Below are 19,147 nucleotides of genomic sequence, written 5' to 3'. Positions count from 1 at the left end.
AAGCCAGAATCCTCGAAACTTAAATTATTTCGAGGATTTTTTTATATCTTAGAATCATGAAAAACAAACTATTCCAACTTGTTATTTTATTGCTTGTTGTTCAGCTTACAAGCTGTAAATCTGAGCATAATATTACATCAGTTGATGTTGCTATTGTAAATGGTAAAATTATTGATGGAACTGGAAAAAAAGCATACAATGCTACTATTTATATTAATGGTGATAGCATTGTTTATATTGGCAACATAACAAATCCGGGTTTGAAAATTGGCAAAACAATTGATGCAAAAGGAAAAATTGTGAGTCCTGGTTTTATTGATTTACACGCACATGGAAATCCGTTAAGAACTCCAGATTTTGAAAATTTTTTAGCAATGGGAGTTACCAGTATTGTTTTAGGGCAAGATGGTTCTAGCCCAAATGTGAAAGATTTAAAAGCGTATTTGAATTCTGTAAATCAACAAAATTTAGGTGTAAATATTATGGAGTTTGTTGGACATGGAACGTTGCGAAATCTTGCAGGAATTGGCGTTAAAAGTAAAATTTCAGCAACCGAATTAGAAACTCTAAAAAGCATTTTACAAGAACAATTAAAATTCAGTTTTGGTTTATCAACAGGATTAGAATATGCTCCAGGATTGTATGCAGAAGAAAGTGAATTGATGGAATTAGCAAAAATTGTTGGCAAACACAATAAAATCATCATGAGCCATATGCGAAATGAAGACGATGACGAACTGATTAAATCTATCAACGAATTAGCTAAGCAAGGAAAATACGCTCGCGTACATATTTCGCATTTAAAATCGGTATTTGGAAAAGGAGCACAACGTGCAGAAAACATTTTAGACAGCATAAAACAAATCAGAAAATCTGGAGTTCAACTTACTGCGGATGTGTATCCGTACATGGCAAGTTATACAGGAATTTCAATTGTTTTTCCGGATTGGTCTAAAACAGCGAAACAATTTGCCATCGCCAAACGAGATAGAAAAAAAGAACTAGAAACCTATATTAGAAATAGAGTAAATCTACGAAATGGCCCAGAAGCAACATTATTAGGTTCAGCTCCATATACAGGAAAAACACTGGCGGAAGCTGCTGCTTCAAAAAATAAACCTTTCGAAAAATTTTTAGTAGAAGATTTGGGACCTCAAGGTTCATCTGCCGCGTATTTTGTAATGAATAATGAACTACAAGAAACATTGATAAAAGACGCACTCATTGGCATTTGTTCTGACGGAAGTAAAACAGGTTTCCATCCACGTGGACACGGAACTTTTGCTAAAATTATTGAAAGTTATGTTGTAGACGATAATATGTTAAGTATTGTAGAAGCTGTGCGAAAAATGACTTCCTATGCAGCAGAAATTCTGCAACTAACAGACAGAGGTGTTTTAAAAGTGGGTAAAAAAGCGGACATTATTATTTTTGATCCAAAGAATGTAAAAGCTACAGCAAATTATGTGAATCCACATCAACTAGCAAAAGGATTTGATATGGTTTTGGTAAACGGAAAATTAGTTAGAGAAAATGAACAATTAAAAACTCAGTTAAGCGGAAAAGTGTTGTTACCAAAATAGTTTGGTTTGTTTCTAAACTTAAAAAACACGACTTCACTAACCCTTAATTTAAAACATTAAAACGGTCGATATTATTAAAGTTAGCAACAAATAAAAAATACTGTAACATTTCAAATTTAGTTTTGTCTATAGGTAAACAAAACTAAATACAAATGAAAAAAACTTCTTGGATTATAATTGGAATTTTATCAACGCTCGTTGGTCTATATCCTATTATCTATTTTTTGATTGACAGGCAATTTGGATTATTATCATCAAAATCTGCGGATCTTTTAAGCAACAATCTATGGAATATTGCATTTTATGGGCACATAGTTTTAGGAGGTATTGCTTTATTAATTGGATGGTTACAGTTTAGTAAAAAGTTAAGGAGAAATAGAATTAAACTGCATAAATCAATTGGAAAAATTTATGTTATTTCTGTTTTAATAAGTGGTATTTGTGGTCTTTATATAGCTTTTTTTGCAACGGGTGGAATTATCAGCATACTTGGCTTTTACTCTTTGGGTATTATTTGGTTAAGCACTACTATTATTAGTTTTATAGCAATTAAAAATAAGAATGTTGCATTGCACGAAAAATTAATGATTTTTAGTTATGCTGCATGCTTTGGTGCTGTAACCTTGAGAATTTGGCTACCTATATTGATTAATCTAATAGGTGGATTTACTGTCGCTTATAGAATTGTCGCATGGCTAAGTTGGGTTCCAAATATCATTATTGCATATTTAATAACTAAAAACAAGTCAAAACCAAATATAATTGATTTGAAAAAAAGCTAGTAGACAACAAATATATAATTCATTGCTACTGAATAAATAGACTGTACTTTTTGCTATCTATAGTACGAAGCAACAAAACCATACACTACACGTATATTTTACCCTTTAAATTTCATTGCCAAATGCACTACTTTTTTAGTTTCAAAAAATTCTTCTTCAAAGTAGTTTGGTAAATCGTAAATCGTTGCAGAGGTATATTTTGCCAGTTCCTCAGATAAATCTCCACCTTTTAAATATAAGATTCCGTTTTTGAGTTCGTGGTTTTGTTTTTTAAGCGTTTTTCCTTTGGTCCATCCTACAAAAGTTTCCATTTGTGCTACGGCTCTACTTACAATAAAATCGTATTGTTCCTTTACATCTTCTACTCTTCCATGTGTAGTTTTTACATTTTCCAAACCCAAACCTGCAACAACTTCATCAACTACTTTTATCTTTTTACCGATAGAATCTACCAAATGGAATTGTGTTTGTGGAAATAAAACTGCTAACGGAATTCCAGGGAATCCACCACCAGTTCCAACATCCAATACTTTAGAACCTGGTTTAAAAGAAATTACTTTTGCAATTCCTAATGAATGTAAAACATGCCGTAAATACAATTCGTCGATGTCTTTACGAGAAACCACATTAATTTTTAAATTCCAATCTTTGTATAATTCCTGCAATTTTGTAAATTGCTCTAATTGAGTTTCAGTTAAGTTTGTAAAGTATTTTTGTATAATTTTCATAAAAAAGTAATAAAAGCACAAAAATAGTGATTGTTAACAAACAATTAGTAACAATAACTGACGTTTATCATATAAAGCAAATTCAAAAAGCATATTTTTGTAACTTATTTTTAAAACAATTAATGAAAGCAATAAATTTTTCAAGAGTAGACAAAGCAAAATTTTTTAGAACACTAAACAAAAGAGTCAACTCATACTTTAAAGAAAACAATATAAAACGTACTGGAAATTGGAAATTATATACGAAAGCCATCGTTATGTTTTCGTTATTTTTAGTTCCGTTTATTTTAATCTTAACCGTTTCTATGCCGCAATGGTTGATGGCACTTTTAATGGTAGTAACGGGGATTGGAATGGCTGGTGTTGGAATGAATGTGATGCACGATAGCAATCACGAATCTTTTTCTAGCAAAAAATGGGTAAACAAGTTAATGGGGAGTAGTATTTATATACTTGCCGGAAATGTGTATAACTGGAAAGTACAACACAATGTTTTACACCACACATTTACCAATGTAAAAGATCATGATGAAGATATTGATGCTGGTAGAATTATTCGTTTTTCTCAACATGCCAAATGGTTTCCAGTTCATAAATTTCAAAAATATTACTCCATTTTTTTATACGGATTGTTAACCATCAATTGGGCAATTACTACCGATATTAAACAAATGCGTAATTATTTAAAACGTAAATTATCATACGGTAAATTTCCAAACCCAAAAGTAGAATGGACAAAGCTAATCATCTCTAAAATAGTATATTATGCGCTTTGGATTGTGTTACCGCTTTTAGTTTTAGACATTGCCTGGTGGAAAGTTTTAATAGGCTTTTTTGTAATGCATTATACAGCAGGAATGATTTTAAGTTTGGTATTTCAATTGGCACATATTGTTCCTAAAACAACAATGCCTGTTCCTGATAAAGAAGGAAATTTAGAGCATACTTGGGCGGTTCATCAACTGTATACAACATCTAATTTTGCGCCAAGCAATTGGATTGTTAATTTTTACACTGGTGGATTAAATCATCAAGTAGAACATCATATTTTTCCGCATATTTCTCATGTACATTATCAAAAATTAGCAAAAATTGTAAAAGACACGGCAAAAGAATTTAATTTACCGTACAACGAATATGAAACTACACGAAGAGCTATTATAGAGCACTTTAAACATTTAGGTAGTTTAGGAAAACAACCAGAATTAGCATAAACAACAAGCATCAACTAAAAAATGTCACACCCTTTATCGGACAGAATCAATAGCTTGCCAATTTCTCAGACATTGGCAATGGCTGCTAAAGCAAGAGAATTAAAAACTGCTGGAAAAGATATTATCAGTTTAAGTTTAGGAGAACCAGATTTTAACACGCCAGACTTTATTAAAGATGCTGCAATTGAAGCAATCAATCAAAATTACAATACATACACTCCGGTTGATGGTTATGTAGATTTAAAAGAAGCAATTTGTGTAAAATTTAAACGCGATAATAATTTAGAATACAACCCAAATCAAATTGTAGTTTCTACAGGCGCAAAACAATCTATTGCAAATGTTGCACAAGTTTTGTTAAACCCTGGTGATGAAATTTTATTACCTGCACCTTATTGGGTAAGTTATTCTGCAATCGCAATTTTATGCGAAGCTACTTTTAAAGAAATTCCGTCTTCTATTGAAAGTGATTTTAAAATTACTCCGGCGCAATTAGAAGCAGCAATTACGCCAAAAACAAAAATGATTTTCTTTAACTCGCCAAATAATCCTAGCGGAACAATTTATACCGAGCAAGAATACAGAGCATTGGCAAAAGTGTTAGAAAAACATCCGCAGATATTTATTTTATCTGATGAAATTTATGAACACATCAATTACGGAACAAAACCATTTAGTTTTGCTGCAATTGAAAATATGTACGACAGAACAATTACCGTAAACGGATTGGCAAAAGCTTTTGCTATGACGGGCTGGAGAGTTGGTTATATTGGCGCTCCAGAATGGATTGCAAAAGCGTGTACAAAAATGCAAGGGCAAATTACATCTGGTACAAATTGTATTGCACAAAGAGCTGCAATTACAGCTGTATTAGCTCCGGTTTCTAAAATTCAGTTTATGGTAGATGAGTTTAAGAATCGTAGAGATATGGTGCTGGAATTCCTTGGAGAAATTGACGGATTCAAATTAAATATTCCTGACGGAGCATTTTATGTCTTTCCAGATATTTCTGCATTTTTTGGAAAAACAATCAAAGGAAAAACAATTGCTAATGCCAATGATTTTTCTATGTTATTACTAGAAGAAGCAAACGTTGCAACGGTAACTGGCGAAGCTTTTGGCGCACCAAATTGTGTGCGTTTATCGTATGCTGCATCTGTAGAGCAACTACAAGAAGCAATTAAAAGAATTAAAGAAGTTTTAAGTTAAAGAAAATACTTCCTATATTTTTTATTTAAAAACGAATGTCATTACTGTGAAACCTGTGCTCAACTTGATTGGGTAACAGGAATCTATTAAAGTAGTTCCTTTTGGATTCCTGCCTACGCAGGAATAATTATAAAAATAAAATCTTGTTTATGCTGAGTTCAGTTAGATCCTGAAATAAATTCAGCATAAATGAGATTTTTTTGTTTTCTAAAAAAGAATGACTACCAAGACAATGGCAAAAAGTGATACTTGTAAAACAGTTCCGGCCTGACTTTGAAGTTTGTCGTGGCTGTTTAAAATTGAAGTCTTAATGCGAGACAAAGATTTTCTCTTCATTTCACTAATATTTTGTCTGATTGCTTGTTTATATGCAGATGTTAAAATTCCTCTTTCAACGACTCGTGGATGTGATGCTAATTTCATGATTTTAAGTTTTAATGTTATACTTTAAAGACGAGGATTTAAAATATTTGTTACAATTAAACAATCTTTAAAAAAACTTAAACCCTTAAAAAAAATAAATAAAATACTGAATTTCAATTATATAATTAAATTTTTGTATCGTTTACGAAATAAAAAAATTCAATTTTTATTCTCTATAATTTTCATTATTTTTAGCTTCCAAAACTTTATTACTTAAAGATAGTTTATGCATTCATTTATATCTTACACTTTAAACTTAATAGTTTTTTCTTTTGATTATTTAAGTTTAAAAATTATATCACCTCAAGATATAGATGTTTTAGACAAAGTCAGGGTCGTAACAGATTCTCGGAGTTTCCTTTTAGGAATCTTCTTTGGCTTTATGTTAGTAATGGCAATTTATAATTTATTGCTCTATTTCTCTTTAAAAGACAAAGCATATCTATTGTATGTTGGTACGGTAATCTTTAACATATTAACAACATTAGCAACCAACAATATTAGTGGACAGTTTTTTTGGCCTAACCGGCCCGAATTAGATGAAATTATCTACGTTACATTTGCTGGTTTAAGCATGTTCTGTTCTAGTAGATTTACTTCCGAATTTTTACAATTAAAAGAACACCATAAATTATTAGATAAATTAATGTGGGGTATTGCTTACCTAAGTTTATTATTAACTGTTTTAAGTTTATTTCTAACAATAGAACAAATTACGCCGTTTGGAAGATGGTTGGTATTACTTTCATTTCCTTCTTATATTTTTGTTGGAATCGTTGCTTTTAGAAAAGGGTTTAGACCAGCCATGTTTTATTTAATCGCCTGGATTCCTTATGTATTAGGTTTAATTATAAGAGTACTACATGGTGCTGGTTGGTTACCAGGAAATGCATTCGTAATGTCTTCTTTAGAACTTGGAGGAGCGCTTGAAATTGTCTTATTATCATTTGCATTAGCAGACCGTATTAAAAATTTACAAAAAGAAAATTTTAAAATTAGAACACAATTAAAAACATATATTTCTCAAGTGCTTAACCTTGAACAGAAAATAAAATCTACAAATAATAATGACGCAGATTCTCCAGAAAATAAAATTGAAAAACTCGCCGAAAAGCATCAGTTAACAGAAAGGGAAACCGATATTTTATTACAAATTAGTTTAGGTTTAAACAATCAACAAATTGCTGACAAGTTATTTATTTCTATCAATACGGTAAAATATCACACCCGTAATGTCTATGAAAAATTAGATGTAAAAAAACGCACAGAAATTTCCTCAAAAATCTTATTCGACAAATAACCAAATACAACTAATGAAAAAATTAAAAGAATCAGATTTACAAATTGGTGATATCTTAATTTTTGAAGATTTTAATTTCAATCCTTTAACTTTTCTAGAAAAATGTGGAAATGGTAAAAAAGATGCTTTCTATTATTTATTACATTATTTAATTGCGTGGTTTGATCCAGGGAAAGAAGGTAAAAATTATCGGAATATTTATCATGCTGGTATATGGGGAAATGTAGACATACATCTTCACAATAAAGATGTGCCTTTTTCTTTTCAAGATTGTGTAGTACAAGCGGGAGGAAACGGAATCGGAATCGCTACATTAAATGACACTTTAGCGCACGAAGCTGTTATGAATGTGTATGTATGCAGATTAAAAAATAGGCCTGTTAATTTTCATCAAGAAATTAATCAATCTATCAGAAATTTTTATAAAATAAAAGGTTATTATTCTTTTGAAACTGCTTGGTTATTAGCTGCTATTTGCTCTTTGCGATATACAAAAGGTACATTACATAAATTGATAGCAGATTCTTTTGGAAATGATCAAGCCAATTACATTGTTGAACAAATTTTATATCATATAAATGAATTTAACAATCTGAATCAAAGAAATATGGTTGCTTGCAGTCCTTTAGTTGCCATGATGTACAAAAATGCAGGGTATGAATTGGCAGTAAATGTATTTGAAGTCTTTAAAAATAATGAATTACAACTACCTAATTTCTCTTTAGACGAATTACACAAAAACTTTATTACAAATATGTCTTCTATTTCTGAAAATTGGCCTCCAATAAAAGAAACAATTGTAACTCCAAGGCAATTATTAGAATCTCCTGATATAGCATTAATTGGCTACTTACCACACACCGAATAACCTTTTATTTAAAGTATACAATCTATTTTTACTTCACATCTAAAAATATTGATTTTTTAGATAGCTTCAAAGACTGTTTTTAACAAAAGTCAGTAAAATAAGGGCGCTAAAACTAAAAAACTACCCAAAAGGATGGGATAAAAAACAGAATTCTTATTTAAAATTGCATCAAAATATCACAAGATGCATGCACACATACATAAAAAATCACTGTATTATTCTTTACAAGAAAACAAAGGAAAAATTAGACAAACTACCAAGTGGTTAATCTTTTTTTCATCACTAATAAGTGTTGTTCTATTGGTGCTAGCATTCTTGTTTTTTGACAATGAATACACTTATATCATAGCACTAATTTCTGGGTATGTAATTTACTTAGGCTGTACCATTTTTAGTCTTTGGCATATTCGTAAAAAAATTAAAGAAAAATTAAAAACATTAAAATAGTGATAACTAAAATTAAATATAATGGAAACCACAGTACAATTAGACTTACGAAGGTTTATAAGCGCAGAAGCTGCAGAAAGTAAAAGTTTTGAAGTAAAACTTGCAGGAAATATAAAAATAGGGATTGGTAGTTGGTTACAAGTAGATTCCTCTGAAATTAAAGTTCTCATAGAAGGAGAGTATCTAAATCAACAATTTGAAATAACTATTATTATAACTAAGATTTCAGATTCAACTTTAAAAATAAATATTAGCGGTTCTATTAATGCCTCTGGGCAAGGCTTATTACAAAGAGAAAGTAATGACGAGTTAAAAATTGTAGAACTAGATCTTGATAATTCGAACCTTTCTTCAATAAAGCAAATATCCCTTACTAGATGGAAACATAATGAAACTAGAGCGAGTGTTTGTCAAAAAATACTATTTGACATCTGGACACAAACTTGGTGGGTTTAATCTTAAAAAATATTTATCATGAAAAAAAATACTTTTATAATACTTATAACGCTTATAACTATTTGTTCTTCTACAACTTTTTCACAAACTTTAAAAGTAAATTCTATTGAACGCCAGAATCCAACAGATGCAACTACTAGTGCAGATGAAGTTACATTTAGAGTAACTTTTAATGATGAGGTATTAAATGTGTCAACTGATGATTTTACTTTGAGTGGTACTGCATCAGCAAATGGAATAATTTCATCAATAGCCAAAATAAACGATGCTGTATATGATGTGAAAATTACTGGAATTACTAATTCTTCTGGCACTATAAATTTAGATATAAAAGGTGTAGATGCTACAGGAAGTAACGATATTAAAAAGAATAGCAGTGCACTATCTATAAGTAATACTCCAACTGCACAACAAACCGGTTCTTTTGAATTTGGTCAATCATTTGTTGCTGAAAACACTGGTTTGTTAACAAAAATAATTTTAAGAAAATTTCCTGGAATTCATACTGCTATTGGTACAGGAACACTAAAGTTATTTTCAGGAGATGGATTTGGAGGAAATCTTTTATCCACAGAAAACATTACTGTAACTAGCGATACTGGAGAAGTAACATATACTTTTTCTAACCCTGCATCAATTACCACTGGAAACACCTATACTTTTAAACTAAAATATTCAGGCACTGGTACATCTGCTTTTACAGCAAAAACTGGCAATACTTACGCAAATGGTTATTTATATAATCCAGACTTACTTTCAAGCGCAGATTTATACTTTAAAATTTATGTATTCACTGGTGGCATAGTATTATTATCCAATACATTACCAACTACAGATGAAACTTACACAATTAGTAATTTACCTACAATTACAACAACAAGTTCAAATACAATAACTCAAACATCTGCAGTGTTAGGAGGTAATGCAATTTCAAATAACGGAAGTTCTATAACAGAAAGAGGAATAGTATATTCTTTTATAGATACTACTCCTGAAATTGGAGAGGCAAACGTTACAAAAGACACTAACGGAACAGGAACAAGTGTTTTTTCTGAAACTATAAATGATTTCACTGGAGAAACAACCTATTATTACAGAGCTTATGCCATTAATAGCTCTGGAACTGGTTATGGAGAAATTAAAAGTTTTACAACTCTAGGAGTTTCCATTACAGCAATAGAAAGAGAAAACCCTACTTTAGAAAACACCTACGAAAATACAGTAACCTATAAAGTTACGTTTAGTAAACCTGTTAAAGATGTAGATGTTTCAGATTTTACAACAAATGCTGCTGGTGCAACAATTAGTACTATAAATCAAATATCAACTACTGTGTATGAAGTAACAGTAAATAATATTACTGCTAATGGAGATGTTTTTTTACAAATAAAAGGCGTTAACGGTGTTGCTAACAGTAATGATATTAGCACGCTTGCAGTTGCAAGCACAACTAATATTACAGTAAACCAAACTACTACCAATGATTATTTGAATCAAGCTAAAATAGGGCAAACGTATTCAGCTGGCGTAAATGGTATACTAAAAAAAATAACATTTTATCCAAAAGATGGTAATCATACTTTTTCTGGCACAGCAGATTTAAAAATTTATAGTGGAGATGAAACCAATGGAGGAACAGAAATACATTCAGAATCTATATACATCTCAAACAGTACAGTTGCTAGTGGTCAAGAATTTATAGTATCATCAGCAGTAAATGTAACACAAGGTAATACGTATAGTGTTGTGTTAACTAATTTTAGTGGAAGTGGAAATCATGCATTAAGTTCTAATACAACAAATGTATACAATGATGGGCATGTAATTTTTACAGGAATGAATGACTCTTCTCATTTAGACTTTGATTTAAAAATTATAATTGAAGAAGAAACTATTGGTTTTATAGGAGACATGACACTTTCTACTACTGCTCCAACGACGAATGAAAAATATATAAAATTAACACCTCCAACTTTACCGGTTGTAGAAACTACCAACGCAACTAATGTAACAAGTACTTCTGCTACATTAGCAGGGAATATTACGCATCAAGGAGCAAGTGCAGTTACAGAAAGAGGTATTTTATATTCCACAACAGATACCAACCCAAAAATTGGAGATACAGATGTTACCAAAGATACAAATGGAACTGGAACAGGAGTTTTCTCAGAAAACATTACTGGTTTAACCGCAAATACCATTTATTATTATAGAGCTTACGCCACCAATACTCAAGGCACATCTTATGGTGATGTTAAAAGCTTTAGCTTAAACAATGCTTTAAATTTTGATGGGACTGATGATAGAGTTACCATTGCAGACAATGCTGCTTTTGATTTTTCTACTGGCTTTACTGCCGAAGCTTGGTTAAACCCAGATGAATTAAGTACTCAAACCTATTTAAGTCAATATGATACAAATCAAAAAGCGTTTGCGTTTATCTTATTAGCTTCTGGTAGAGTAGAGTTTACAGTAACAACTGATGGTACTACTGATGAATATTTTGAATCTACAGCTACAATTGCAGCTGGAGAATGGTCTCATGTAGCACTTACTTTTGACGGCGCAACTATGAAAGCCTATATCAATGGAGTAGCAACTGGAACAAACGCTGTTGCAGGAACTATGTTTGATAGTACTGCTCCTATAGAAATTGGAGCAAGAAATAATGCTCACTTTTTTAATGGTAGTATAGATGAAGTTAGAATTTGGTCGCGTGTTTTAACAGCAACAGAAATCAATAATCAAAAAGACAAAAGTGTTCCTGCAAATGCAAACGGTTTAGCGGCTTATTATAAAATGAATCAAGGAATTGCAGAAGGTGATAATTCATCTATTTCTTTACTTACTGATAGCGGTTCTAATAATCTAAATGGAACTTTAAACAATTTTACAAAAACAGGTGCTACTTCTAATTTTGTTGCAGGTGCTACTGGTAATTTTTCAAACACAACTATTACAACCAACACATTTACCACTACAGGAGATTGGTCAACTCCAAGTAATTGGGGTTTAGGTATTGTACCAACACAAGTTGATAAAGTTACTATTAACTCAGGAAAAACTGTTACCATTGATGTTGATGATTTAAAAATTGATGATTTTACGTTAGAAAACACAGCAGTTCTAAACATTCCAAAAGACAAAGAAATTATCATACAAAACTCTTTTAACAGCAGTGGAACTTTAGAGTTGTCATCTGACAAAACAAATAGTGGTGTTTTATTAGTTGAAGGCACAAGCACAGGAACTGTTACTTACAAACGTGGTGGTTTATTGGCTAATAAATGGAGTATTGTTACTCCGCCAGTTGCAGGACAAAAAATAAAAGCGTTTGCAGAAAACGTTGCAAATAACATTAGAAAAAGAACCGATGTTACGCCAAACAAATACGCCATTAGTTATTATGATGATTCGCAACCTAACGGGCAAAAATGGGTATATTATTTTGCCGATATGGATGAAAATTTAGAGTTTGAAGTGGGTAAAAGTTATGCCATTTCTAGAGCAACAGACGGTGAAATATCATTTACTGGAACTTTAACTACCAATACAACAACTAAAACTGTAACAACCAACCAATGGAATGCTATTGGAAATCCGTTTACAACGTATTTTCCAGCAAATAAAAACAGTTCTAATAGTTTTTTAAATGACAATTTAACTGCTTTAGATGACACGTATCAAAGTATCTACGTGTGGGATAATACACAAAATAAATATGTCGTTGTTTCTGAGGTTGATGACGCCAATCGTTCTCTAACTCCGGGACAAGGTTTCTTTGTAAAACTTAAAAACGGACAAACAGAAATTACTTTTAACCAAGAAAAGAGAAGTACAAAACCAGCCGCAGGAAATAACCTTTTTGAAAAAACAAAAAATGCAACACCTGCTATAAAAGTATTGTTAAGTGATGGAAATTACACTGTAAATACTGCTATCAAATACTTTGACAATGCAACAGTAGGTTTTGATAAAGGTTATGATATTGGAAACTTTAATAGCGATGGTTTAGATATTTTTACTCGTTTGGTTGATGGTAATCATAAAACGAATTTCACCATTCAATCGTTACCAAAAGATAATTATGAAAACATGGTTATCCCAATTGGAATTAATGCAAAAGCAAATAGCGAAATAACTTTTACATTAACCAAAGAAAGCATTCCAAACACTTATAAAATCTTTTTAGAGGACAAAGTCTTAAACACCTTTAAAAGGTTAGATGAAGAAAATGCTTCTTACAAAATAACAGTATCAGAAGATTTAAATACTACTGAACGTTTTTCTGTACATGTTACAACACAAGTATTAGCTGTAGAAAAGCTACACCAAAACAAACTTAATGTTTATTTATCTAACAAAAGAACGTTAAATATCACAGGATTAAACAACCAAAAAGCAACCATAAAAATAATTTCAATTTTAGGAAAAGAATTGTTAAACAAAACCACTCACAATACTACTTTACAAATTTCCAACGATTTAAAACCTGGAATATATATAGTAAAGATCGCATCTGACAATGGAAATATTATTAAAAAAATAATTTTAGAATAATGGAAAATAAAAAACAACAATCAGAAAACATTACTCGCAAAGAAGCTATTCAAAAAATTGGTAACTACGGAAAATATGCCGCATTAACCGCTATAGGAACTTATATGCTATTAAATCCTAAAACTGCTCAAGCAAGAAGCCCAGAAGCCCCAAGTGGTTTTTAATACAAAAAAGTAAAAAATGAGATTTCATTTTGGGGAAAAAGAGAATCATTTTTTTAAAGGCTCGCCAATTTTTGTGAGCCTTTTTTTATTTTAAAACGGAAGTGCTGTTTGATCTTCTGTAAACACTTTTTTATTTTTAAAAATAGGATCTTTTTTTAAATATAAATCCAAGGTTTTATAATCAATAATTGCCTTGCCCATTTCTAAAATATCTGCACCAATAATTCCATGAACTTCTTTTGCGTGATGCTGCGTTAAAGCGGTATTTACATGTGTCATATCAAACAGTACTAAATGACTTTCATTGGTTTTCCATTTTCCAATTTGTAAGGTATTATCGGTAGATTTTTGAGTTTCCATATCGGTTGCTCCTGCACCGGCTGCTTTTGTTTCAGATGCTTCTGCATGTAACTTAAAATAGTCTATCAAATCTACTCCAACACAAGAGTTTGATGCGCCCGTATCTAAGATAAATCGCCCTTTAACTCCGTTTATCTTTGCTTTTAACTCCAAGTGATTTGTAGCAATTCTTATCAACTTGATTTTTATATATTTCTTTTTTTGCAATACTTTTTTAAGACTTGGCATTTAACAGTACTTTTGTTTTTGCTAAAATACAATTCAATTTACAATGAACAATTATCAATAAACAGTTTAATTGAACATTGATAACTGATAATTGATAACTGATAACTGAACACTAAAAAATGATTACTGATACACATACGCATTTATATTCTGATCAATTTGATAAAGACAGAAATGAAATGATGAACCGAGCAAAAGACGCTGGAGTTTCTCGTTTTTTTATTCCTGCAATTGATTCTTCGTACACAGAAAGCATGCTTAAATTAGAAGCTGAATATCCAGACGATGTTTTTTTAATGATGGGATTGCATCCAACTTCTGTAAAAGAAAATTACAAAGAAGAATTAGCGATTGTAAAAAAATGGATTGATCAACGTAATTTTTATGCCATTGGAGAAATAGGAATTGATTTGTATTGGGACAACAATTTTTTAGTGCAACAACAAGAAGCTTTTAGAACTCAAATTCAGTGGGCAAAAGAAAAAAAACTACCTATTGTAATTCATTGTAGAGAAGCTTTTGATGAAATTTTTGAAGTGTTAGAAATGGAAAAAAGTGATGATTTATTCGGAATTTTTCATTGTTTTACAGGAACTTTAGAACAAGCAAAAAAAGCCATTTCTTACAATATGAAATTAGGAATTGGCGGTGTTGCAACGTTTAAAAATGGGAAAATAGATCAGTTTCTACATCAAATTGACATCAAACATATTGTACTAGAAACAGACTCGCCTTATTTAGCACCAACGCCTTTTAGAGGAAAACGAAATGAAAGCAGTTACATCACACAAGTTGTAGAAAAATTAGCGGCTATTTATGAAATCTCTTTCGAAGAAATTGCCGAAATTACAACTCAAAACTCAAAAGATATTTTTGGAATCTAACAACGTTATATATTACAAAACTCCCATCGGAACTGCAAAAATTGTTGGAGACGAAGACGGGATTCAATCTATTTCTGTTTTAGATGACGACATAGAAACATCCAATAATATTCCAACTTACTTAAAAAACTGTATTTCTCAGTTAGAGGAATATTTTGCAGGAACAAGAACCCAATTCGATTTAAAGTTAAATCCACAAGGAACTGAATTTCAACAAAAAGTTTGGAAAGAATTACTAAACATTCCATTTAATAAAACCAGAACGTATTTAGAACAAACCAAAGCAATTGGCGACGTAAAAGCTATCAGAGCTGTTGCATCAGCAAATGGTAAAAATCCAATTTGGATTGTAATTCCGTGTCATAGAGTTATTGGTTCTGACGGTTCTTTAACTGGTTATGCTGGCGGAATTTGGCGTAAAAAATGGTTATTAGCTCACGAAAATCCTGTAAAACAACAATCGTTATTTTAAACTATTTTTACAATTAGAACGTTTGTATTACATGATTAAAAAAATCATTTTTATCATTTTTGTTTGTATAGGTTTTTCAATCTATGCACAAACTGGTTCTTCAGATTTTAGATCAAAGGATTTTACGTTGGTAAAAGACACGGTTCAAATAGATTCTGTGAGTATCAATTCGCAATTATTTAAAGTTTTTTCTCAAAATAAAACGGTAATTCCGACTTCAGAATATCAAGTAGATTTTATAAAAGCACAACTGATAATCAATTCAAAAAAACATCCTTTTATAAGGGTTGAATATTTTAGATTTCCTGATTTTATCACCAAAACCTATCAAAAATATAATGACAACATAATTGTTCCAAATACCAACAATACACAACAATTATACAGTTTAACAACCAATAAAAATCAACAAAGAAAAGAGCTTTTTAATAATTTAGAAACTTCTGGAAACATTACACGTGGTTTAACAATTGGCAACAATCAAAACTCGGTTGTAAATTCCTCTTTAGACTTAACAATTAAAGGAAATTTATCAAAAGATGTTACCATAAAAGCCAATATTTTTGACACTAATATTCCGTTACAAGACAACGGATATTCTCAAAATATCACTGATTTTGATCGTATTTTTATTGAGTTTGAACACAAAAATTGGCGTGTAAAAGCAGGAGATTTAGATTTAACAAATTCAGACAGTTACTTTATGCCTTTTTCTAAAAAAGTTGCCGGTTTAGAAGTGGAGGCAAAACTAAATGACAATCTAAATGTACTTGCTTCTGGAGCAGTTGTAAGAGGAAAGTTTACCAGTTTTAAATTTCTTGGTAAAGAAGGAAATCAAGGTCCGTATAAAATTATTGGTCCAAACAACGAAGCGTTTATTATAATCGTTGCCGGAAGCGATGCTTTGTATGCAAACGGCGTTTTGTTAAACAGAGGAGAAAACAAAGATTACACCATCGATTATAACAATTCCGAAATACGTTTTAACACTACTTTTCCGGTTACAAATGACATTCGTTTTCATTTAGATTATCAGTATTCTAACAGAAATTACACGCGTTTTGTTACTTATGAAAAAGCAAAATATGTTGGAGAAAAATTTACCATCAACGGAATTTTCTATAACGAAAATGATGCAAAAAATCAGCCTATACAGCAAAATTTATCGGATTCACAAAAGCAGATTTTAGCAAATGCTGGTAATGATGAATCTAAAATGTTTGCAAATAGTGCTTACGAAGATGTGTATTCTGAAAACAGAATTTTGTACAGAAAAGTAACAAACGGAGTTACAGAAAACTTTGAATATTCAACAAATGCAACAGATCAATTATACAATGTTACTTTTACGTTTGTTGGCGCAAATAAAGGAGATTACACGTTAGATAAAACCATCGCAATTGGAAATATTTACAAATATGTTGGAATCAATTTAGGGAATTATCAACCAATTATCAGACTAGCTGCTCCTTCAAAATCGCAAGTTGCAGTTGTAAATACAACGTTAAATCTGACTAAGAAAACAAGTTTCTTTGGAGAAATTGCTTTGAGCAATACTGATGCCAATTTATTTTCTACAATCGATGATTCTGAAAACAAAGGGTTGGCTGCAAAACTAAAATGGCAACAACTCTTTGTGGATAAAAAATGGAGGTTTTCAACGGATATAGGTTTCGAATATGTACAACAAAATTTTGCGACCGAACAACGTTTTGATGCTGTTGAATTTTTACGCGATTGGAATATTGTAAATCCGTTAGGAAATAGAAATCAAATTAGCACACAACTTATTTTAGACAACACACAAAATTCTAAATATATCTATGGTTTTAACCTAATAAATTATTCCGATAATTACAACGGAATTAAACACGTTTTTAACAGCCAAACAAACATAAAAAACACAAAATTTAGTTCGTTTGTTAGTTTATTAAACAGTTCATCTACTTTAGAAAAAAATAAATTTTTAAGAGCTAAAGGGAAAATAGAACATTCATTTTCGAATTCTTGGCTTGGTGGTTTTATCAATGTAGAAACCAATAAAATCGAATCTAAATCAACGCAACAGAAAAGTGCATTAAGTCATCAATTTAAAGAATACGAAACCTTTATTGGTTTAGGAGATTCTACTAAAGTGTTCACCAAAATTGGTTTTAATTTTAGGCAAAATGACAGTATTAGAAACAATGCTTTTACAGAAGTAAATTCACGAAAAACCTATTATATCAATAGTAGAATTTTACAAAACACCTCTAGTAATTTATCGATCTTAGCAAATTACAGAAGTACAAAAAACACTTTTACAGCTGATGAAAAGGCGTTGAACTCTAAAATAGTTTATAGCCAAAAACTCTTTCGTAATTTTATCAATTTTAATACTGTTTACGAAACCTCTTCGGGCAATATTCCGCAACAAGAATATGTCTATATTAAAACCGAGCCTGGACAAGGATATTATACGTGGATTGATTATAACAACAACGGAATTAAAGAATTTAACGAGTTTGAAATTGCTATTTATAAAGACCAAGCAGCATATTTGCGTGTTGCCTTACCAAACATCACTTTTATAAATACACAACGTGCAAAATGGCAACAAGTTTTTACGATTAATCCATCTCAATGGGCAACTAAAAGCGGCGTTAAAAAAGTACTTTCTCACTTTTACAATCAAACCAATTTTGTGGTTGATAACGAACAAAAAAGAACTGATAATTCTTTTAATTTGAATCCGTTTGATTTGGATGAATCAAAATTATTAGGATTGAATTTTAGTTTTAGAAACAGTTTGTATTTAAACAAAAATCTACAGAAATATAGCCTTATTTTTACCTACGCAACTTCTAAAAACAAACATTTATACAACATTGGTAATCAAGAAAACAACACCAAATTGCATCAATTAGAGTTTGCGCATAAATTAGCTGCTTTTTGGCTTTTTGATTTAAAAACAAACACATCAAAAGACGAGATTATTACTGAAAACTTTACCAATCAAAATTACAGAATCGACGCTTATGAAATCGCTCCAAAATTTACTTTTGAATATAATAAAAATCATCAATTTTCTTTCTTTTACAATTATAAGAACAAAGAAAACAACGTTGGTAGTTTAGAAACTTTACAACAACAAAAATTAGGAAGTTCTTATTATTACAAATCAACAAAAGATGCATTGATTAGAGTAGAAATCAATTTGTTTCACAATAATTTTATGGGAAATCAAAATAGCCCAGTTGCGTATCAAATGTTAGAAGGTTTACTAGCTGGCAGAAATTACACATGGTCTTTGATGTATCAGCAAAAAATAAATTCTTTTATCAATTTAAACTTTAATTATTTAGGCAGGAAAGGAGAAAATTCGACCACTATACACAACGGATCAATTCAGTTACGAGCAGATTTTTAAGCTTTAGTAGGTTATAATTATTAAAAAATAACATTAGATTTGTAGTAGCATATAATTGTA

16 protein-coding genes are annotated in these 19,147 nt (G+C 30.8%); 13 read left to right on the top strand and 3 right to left on the bottom strand.

Annotated features, from left to right (window positions below; translation table 11 throughout):
• Nucleotides 1-56: 56 nt before the first annotated feature.
• Together ACEWL1_RS04740 and ACEWL1_RS04735 are read left to right on the top strand one after the other, a co-directional pair.
• Entirely contained in the window at nucleotides 57-1,583 is a 1,527-nt protein-coding gene (locus tag ACEWL1_RS04740) for an N-acyl-D-amino-acid deacylase family protein (RefSeq protein ID WP_409232131.1), read from the top strand.
• A 152-nt stretch (nucleotides 1,584-1,735) separates the two neighbouring features.
• Nucleotides 1,736-2,365, top strand: a complete 630-nt coding sequence (locus ACEWL1_RS04735) for a DUF2306 domain-containing protein (protein ID WP_409232130.1) — start codon at nucleotides 1,736-1,738, stop codon at nucleotides 2,363-2,365.
• A gap of 98 nt (nucleotides 2,366-2,463) precedes the next feature.
• Here ACEWL1_RS04735 and rsmG read toward each other — a convergent pair whose 3' ends face one another.
• Entirely contained in the window at nucleotides 2,464-3,093 is a 630-nt protein-coding gene (gene rsmG, locus ACEWL1_RS04730) for a 16S rRNA (guanine(527)-N(7))-methyltransferase RsmG (RefSeq protein WP_409232129.1), read from the bottom strand.
• 122 nt (nucleotides 3,094-3,215) lie between these two features.
• Between rsmG and ACEWL1_RS04725 the strand changes: the two genes are divergently transcribed.
• Together ACEWL1_RS04725 and ACEWL1_RS04720 are read left to right on the top strand one after the other, a co-directional pair.
• Nucleotides 3,216-4,307 carry a fatty acid desaturase family protein gene (locus tag ACEWL1_RS04725; protein WP_409232128.1) on the top strand — a complete coding sequence of 364 codons (1,092 nt, stop codon included), beginning with the start codon at nucleotides 3,216-3,218 and terminating at the stop codon, nucleotides 4,305-4,307.
• A 21-nt stretch (nucleotides 4,308-4,328) separates the two neighbouring features.
• The gene (locus ACEWL1_RS04720) at nucleotides 4,329-5,516 is read left to right on the top strand and encodes a pyridoxal phosphate-dependent aminotransferase (RefSeq protein WP_409232127.1); all 1,188 of its coding nucleotides are present in this window, start codon (nucleotides 4,329-4,331) and stop codon (nucleotides 5,514-5,516) included.
• 207 nt (nucleotides 5,517-5,723) lie between these two features.
• Here the strand turns inward: ACEWL1_RS04720 and ACEWL1_RS04715 are convergent, their stop codons facing one another.
• The gene (locus tag ACEWL1_RS04715) at nucleotides 5,724-5,939 is read right to left on the bottom strand and encodes a hypothetical protein (protein WP_409232126.1); all 216 of its coding nucleotides are present in this window, start codon (nucleotides 5,937-5,939) and stop codon (nucleotides 5,724-5,726) included.
• 226 nt (nucleotides 5,940-6,165) lie between these two features.
• Between ACEWL1_RS04715 and ACEWL1_RS04710 the strand changes: the two genes are divergently transcribed.
• From ACEWL1_RS04710 to ACEWL1_RS04685, 6 genes are all read left to right on the top strand, one after another.
• Nucleotides 6,166-7,239: a 7TM diverse intracellular signaling domain-containing protein gene (locus tag ACEWL1_RS04710; protein ID WP_409232125.1), complete on the top strand. Its 1,074-nt coding sequence runs from the start codon at nucleotides 6,166-6,168 to the stop codon at nucleotides 7,237-7,239.
• Nucleotides 7,240-7,252: 13 nt separating this feature from the next.
• Complete coding sequence (locus ACEWL1_RS04705) at nucleotides 7,253-8,107, top strand: hypothetical protein (RefSeq protein WP_409232124.1); 855 nt, start codon at nucleotides 7,253-7,255, stop codon at nucleotides 8,105-8,107.
• 183 nt (nucleotides 8,108-8,290) lie between these two features.
• The gene (locus tag ACEWL1_RS04700) at nucleotides 8,291-8,554 is read left to right on the top strand and encodes a hypothetical protein (RefSeq protein WP_409232123.1); all 264 of its coding nucleotides are present in this window, start codon (nucleotides 8,291-8,293) and stop codon (nucleotides 8,552-8,554) included.
• Nucleotides 8,555-8,575: 21 nt separating this feature from the next.
• Nucleotides 8,576-9,010 carry a hypothetical protein gene (locus ACEWL1_RS04695; RefSeq protein WP_409232122.1) on the top strand — a complete coding sequence of 145 codons (435 nt, stop codon included), beginning with the start codon at nucleotides 8,576-8,578 and terminating at the stop codon, nucleotides 9,008-9,010.
• A gap of 18 nt (nucleotides 9,011-9,028) precedes the next feature.
• A complete protein-coding gene (locus ACEWL1_RS04690; RefSeq protein ID WP_409232121.1) occupies nucleotides 9,029-13,570 on the top strand; it encodes a LamG-like jellyroll fold domain-containing protein in 4,542 nt (1,513 codons plus the stop codon).
• The gene (locus ACEWL1_RS04685) at nucleotides 13,570-13,734 is read left to right on the top strand and encodes a hypothetical protein (RefSeq protein WP_409232120.1); all 165 of its coding nucleotides are present in this window, start codon (nucleotides 13,570-13,572) and stop codon (nucleotides 13,732-13,734) included. Before ACEWL1_RS04690 ends, ACEWL1_RS04685 begins: the two co-directional genes overlap by 1 nt.
• 90 nt (nucleotides 13,735-13,824) lie before the next feature.
• On the opposite strand, the gene ACEWL1_RS04680 is transcribed toward ACEWL1_RS04685, so the two are convergent.
• Entirely contained in the window at nucleotides 13,825-14,322 is a 498-nt protein-coding gene (locus ACEWL1_RS04680; protein ID WP_409232119.1) for a retropepsin-like aspartic protease, read from the bottom strand.
• A gap of 119 nt (nucleotides 14,323-14,441) precedes the next feature.
• On the opposite strand from ACEWL1_RS04680, the gene ACEWL1_RS04675 reads away from it, so the two are divergent.
• From ACEWL1_RS04675 to ACEWL1_RS04665, 3 genes are read left to right on the top strand one after another with little or no spacing between them, the layout of a single operon-like run.
• Complete coding sequence (locus tag ACEWL1_RS04675; protein WP_409232118.1) at nucleotides 14,442-15,206, top strand: TatD family hydrolase; 765 nt, start codon at nucleotides 14,442-14,444, stop codon at nucleotides 15,204-15,206.
• Entirely contained in the window at nucleotides 15,196-15,678 is a 483-nt protein-coding gene (locus ACEWL1_RS04670) for a methylated-DNA--[protein]-cysteine S-methyltransferase (RefSeq protein WP_409232117.1), read from the top strand. The genes ACEWL1_RS04675 and ACEWL1_RS04670 overlap by 11 nt, the downstream gene beginning before the upstream one ends.
• 31 nt (nucleotides 15,679-15,709) lie before the next feature.
• The gene (locus tag ACEWL1_RS04665) at nucleotides 15,710-19,087 is read left to right on the top strand and encodes a hypothetical protein (protein WP_409232116.1); all 3,378 of its coding nucleotides are present in this window, start codon (nucleotides 15,710-15,712) and stop codon (nucleotides 19,085-19,087) included.
• Nucleotides 19,088-19,147: the final 60 nt, after the last annotated feature.

Origin of the sequence: Polaribacter gochangensis, from assembly GCF_046224025.1 — a bacterium.
Taxonomy (GTDB): domain Bacteria; phylum Bacteroidota; class Bacteroidia; order Flavobacteriales; family Flavobacteriaceae; genus Polaribacter; species Polaribacter gochangensis.
This window is presented reverse-complemented; position numbering and strand designations above follow the sequence as displayed.

What these genes read in the sequence shown, in the direction of transcription:
- ACEWL1_RS04700 (WP_409232123.1), top strand. Translation starts at nt 8,291, where the DNA reads ATGCATGCACACATACATAAAAAATCACTGTATTATTCTTTACAAGAA.
- ACEWL1_RS04710 (WP_409232125.1), top strand. Translation starts at nt 6,166, where the DNA reads ATGCATTCATTTATATCTTACACTTTAAACTTAATAGTTTTTTCTTTT.
- ACEWL1_RS04715 (WP_409232126.1), bottom strand. Translation starts at nt 5,939, where the DNA reads ATGAAATTAGCATCACATCCACGAGTCGTTGAAAGAGGAATTTTAACA.
- ACEWL1_RS04725 (WP_409232128.1), top strand. Translation starts at nt 3,216, where the DNA reads ATGAAAGCAATAAATTTTTCAAGAGTAGACAAAGCAAAATTTTTTAGA.
- ACEWL1_RS04705 (WP_409232124.1), top strand. Translation starts at nt 7,253, where the DNA reads ATGAAAAAATTAAAAGAATCAGATTTACAAATTGGTGATATCTTAATT.
- ACEWL1_RS04735 (WP_409232130.1), top strand. Translation starts at nt 1,736, where the DNA reads ATGAAAAAAACTTCTTGGATTATAATTGGAATTTTATCAACGCTCGTT.
- ACEWL1_RS04720 (WP_409232127.1), top strand. Translation starts at nt 4,329, where the DNA reads ATGTCACACCCTTTATCGGACAGAATCAATAGCTTGCCAATTTCTCAG.
- ACEWL1_RS04740 (WP_409232131.1), top strand. Translation starts at nt 57, where the DNA reads ATGAAAAACAAACTATTCCAACTTGTTATTTTATTGCTTGTTGTTCAG.
- ACEWL1_RS04690 (WP_409232121.1), top strand. Translation starts at nt 9,029, where the DNA reads ATGAAAAAAAATACTTTTATAATACTTATAACGCTTATAACTATTTGT.
- ACEWL1_RS04680 (WP_409232119.1), bottom strand. Translation starts at nt 14,322, where the DNA reads ATGCCAAGTCTTAAAAAAGTATTGCAAAAAAAGAAATATATAAAAATC.
- ACEWL1_RS04695 (WP_409232122.1), top strand. Translation starts at nt 8,576, where the DNA reads ATGGAAACCACAGTACAATTAGACTTACGAAGGTTTATAAGCGCAGAA.
- ACEWL1_RS04685 (WP_409232120.1), top strand. Translation starts at nt 13,570, where the DNA reads ATGGAAAATAAAAAACAACAATCAGAAAACATTACTCGCAAAGAAGCT.
- rsmG (WP_409232129.1), bottom strand. Translation starts at nt 3,093, where the DNA reads ATGAAAATTATACAAAAATACTTTACAAACTTAACTGAAACTCAATTA.
- ACEWL1_RS04675 (WP_409232118.1), top strand. Translation starts at nt 14,442, where the DNA reads ATGATTACTGATACACATACGCATTTATATTCTGATCAATTTGATAAA.
- ACEWL1_RS04665 (WP_409232116.1), top strand. Translation starts at nt 15,710, where the DNA reads ATGATTAAAAAAATCATTTTTATCATTTTTGTTTGTATAGGTTTTTCA.